At 46.4% G+C, this 2,651-nt stretch carries 2 protein-coding genes; both read right to left on the bottom strand.

What is annotated here, in order from left to right; translation table 11 throughout:
- Positions 1-192: 192 nt before the first annotated feature.
- Positions 193-900: a hypothetical protein gene (locus WBV75_RS06600; RefSeq protein WP_424119849.1), complete on the bottom strand. Its 708-nt coding sequence runs from the start codon at positions 898-900 to the stop codon at positions 193-195.
- A gap of 56 nt (positions 901-956) precedes the next feature.
- Positions 957-2,387: a hypothetical protein gene (locus WBV75_RS06605; RefSeq protein ID WP_424119850.1), complete on the bottom strand. Its 1,431-nt coding sequence runs from the start codon at positions 2,385-2,387 to the stop codon at positions 957-959.
- Positions 2,388-2,651 lie beyond the last annotated feature (264 nt).

Here is a 2,651-nt window from a genome sequence, read left to right on the forward strand (position 1 = left end):
GGTTTGCCCCGTACACCAGGGCGGCTAAACAGACCACGATGGCCGATAAGGTTAAATGGAGATGTTTTGGTATTTGCTTCAATGCCTATTTGTATGGGTGCCTGCTAAGGTATACCTCTAAGGTCTAATGATTACAGAAATTTATAAACATGCCCTGAAAATCCAAGGCGGGATGAAGAAAAGGGATGTTCTTTAAAAACGTTTACCAAAATACAGGTTATAACTATAGAAGTTGGCCAGAACGGGATGCTGCGTCAGTTCCTGGGAGTCCATATCCAGGAGTAAATTCACCTCAGCACCGATAAAAAAATCGCCTTTAAAATGGTATTGATATGTGATCGCAGGCATTATAAAGGGTTCCGTTTTTCGCTCAGACCGGGTCTCTCCTTCAAAATCTGTTATGGATGCGGAAATGAATTCCCCCTCTGCAGTGAAGAGGGATTCTTCTGTGACTTCGACTAAACGTTGATTCGAAGAAAGGGAGGTATAGTATCCGATGCCGGCGGAAAAGGATAAAAAGTTCCTGGTGCGGTTGATGGCGATTATATGAAATTGTGCTCCAAGGCCCCAGGTTTCTATTTTAGACCAGGAGGTGCCTATACCCCCCGAAGCGTCAGCGGAATTCAAATACCTTAACATCCTGGTTTTATCTTCAAAATAATCCAGCTCACTGTTGGCACTGGATCGCAATAGAAAGGCCCCCCAATGGAAAACCTTACTGAGTTTCCTACGATAATTAAGGCTCAGGAAAAGTCCGTTTTGGTTTATATCCATATCCGGATGTGTAGGGATCCCAATCCCTAAGGCCAGATTGGACGTCGGAACATCCATTTGAGCATAAAGCAGGTCCCCATTCGCCAGGGAGGCACACACCAGCAACCAAATAGCGAATAATTTCATAGCGTGACGAAATGAAAAAGCATGCCCCAACCAGATGATGGGGCATGCCTCAGGTACTATAAATCCGTGTAATAGTGCTTAAAATAGTAATGGAAAATACCACTCTTTTTGACATTCCACGTTTGACCGTCCCGTGTTATGGTCCGCTGGGTAACCCCAGGGCTCACAATGGTGGCAAACACCTGCCGGCGCGATAACTGTGCTTTGGTCCGTTGTCTGGCAGAGCCCAGAGTCACCTTGATTTTCGAGGAAACGGTAGCCTTGGGAACTGCCTGAATACTACCATTTTTTAACTCCAGACCTGCCTTGGTGTTGAGCTCCACAGAGGCCGAACCGGTTAGGTGATGTTTTGTAAACAAAGTAATGACCTGTTCATTTTCACTCATGTTCCAGTCATCGTCGAATTCGTCATTATGGTGGTACCACCAGCCTTTGCGGGCGCCTTTGGCCCGTATCCTGTAGTAGTTGATATTGTAGGATTTTGATGTAGCCGAGATTTGACCATCTTTTATGGATATTTTACCATCTGCGGAGCCGCGATAAATTTCGATTTTCTGATGTGAGGCCCCGAAACCCAACCAGTCGTTCCCATCGATCTTAAACCCGGAAAAACGGGTACTGACGATGTCTTCTTCTTCAATAGAGCTGTGATTAACATTATAGGTAAGCAATTTGGCCTGTACCGCAATAGGCTCCGGCTGGCCCTCGGGCTCCTCCGGGACCAAATCCACAAAATCACAATTTTTCCCGGGCAGGTCGCAAGGGTCCATATAGCCGACAATATAAACGTTATGCGTATCTATAAAATCATTGTTTACGACACCAAAAGACTTTAAAGCGGCGGCTTCCACATCTGCTCCACTATACTGGTAAACTTCATTTACTTCCGCATATTGAACAGGTCGGTAGGAGATGTAAAAAACATCTTCGCTTTTTGAGGCCACCCCCGATCCTTCGGTAAAAGGGTTATACACCTCCAGGTTTTGATCCGCGAGCAGGGCAGTGAGCTGTTCCGTCAGGCCTTCAGCCGATTTCGAAGCACTGGGGTTGAACCCATTTCGCTCTAAATGTGAGGATAGGGCCGAATAGGCCGATCCATTGGTCTTCAACTCTTGTGCCAGGGCCTTTGTAAACCGATTGGTACCCGATACCAGATTTAATTTTCCGGATTTCAGGGCTGTGGATTCCCTCTTGCTCAATCCATTTTCCCTTCCCATCAGAAAGGATAGACTGACCAACTCTTTCAGGGCATCTGTGTTTTCGATTTTTGAATTTACCTCCGCGCGCACTTCAGCATCCGTCAGGGCATGACCCACCAGGAGGGAGACATCTTTAAGGAGTTTATTTTCAGCCTCAAAGGCGCTCTGGGGTTCAGCAATCTCCAAAAGCTCGGGTATAGGAGTGATTTCGGATTCCTTACTGCAGGATATCAGGACGAGGCCCGTAAGAAATGCACAGAAATAAGAATGCAGTTTTATATGATTCATTGTTCGTCTTTAATTGATTTGGACCTACTCTCTTAAAGGCTTTTCGGTTTCCGCCCGGCTCTTTCGCGAAAAGAGAATACGGCAGTGCTCGTATCTGGGCGTAAATGTATAGGCGTACCCTACATGCCCCTTGCAGGCAAGTGAGATTCGGAGGAATTGTTTCAGGGGGTTTTAGGAATTCGGAGTTCGGCCGATGGGTTTTAGCCATACGTATTGACCATGGAATTCGCTCCATTTGTCCGGGCCTGCACTTCGGAAAGTTTT

The sequence above is a fragment of the Robiginitalea sp. genome (assembly GCF_049588695.1).
Lineage (GTDB): Bacteria > Bacteroidota > Bacteroidia > Flavobacteriales > Flavobacteriaceae > Robiginitalea.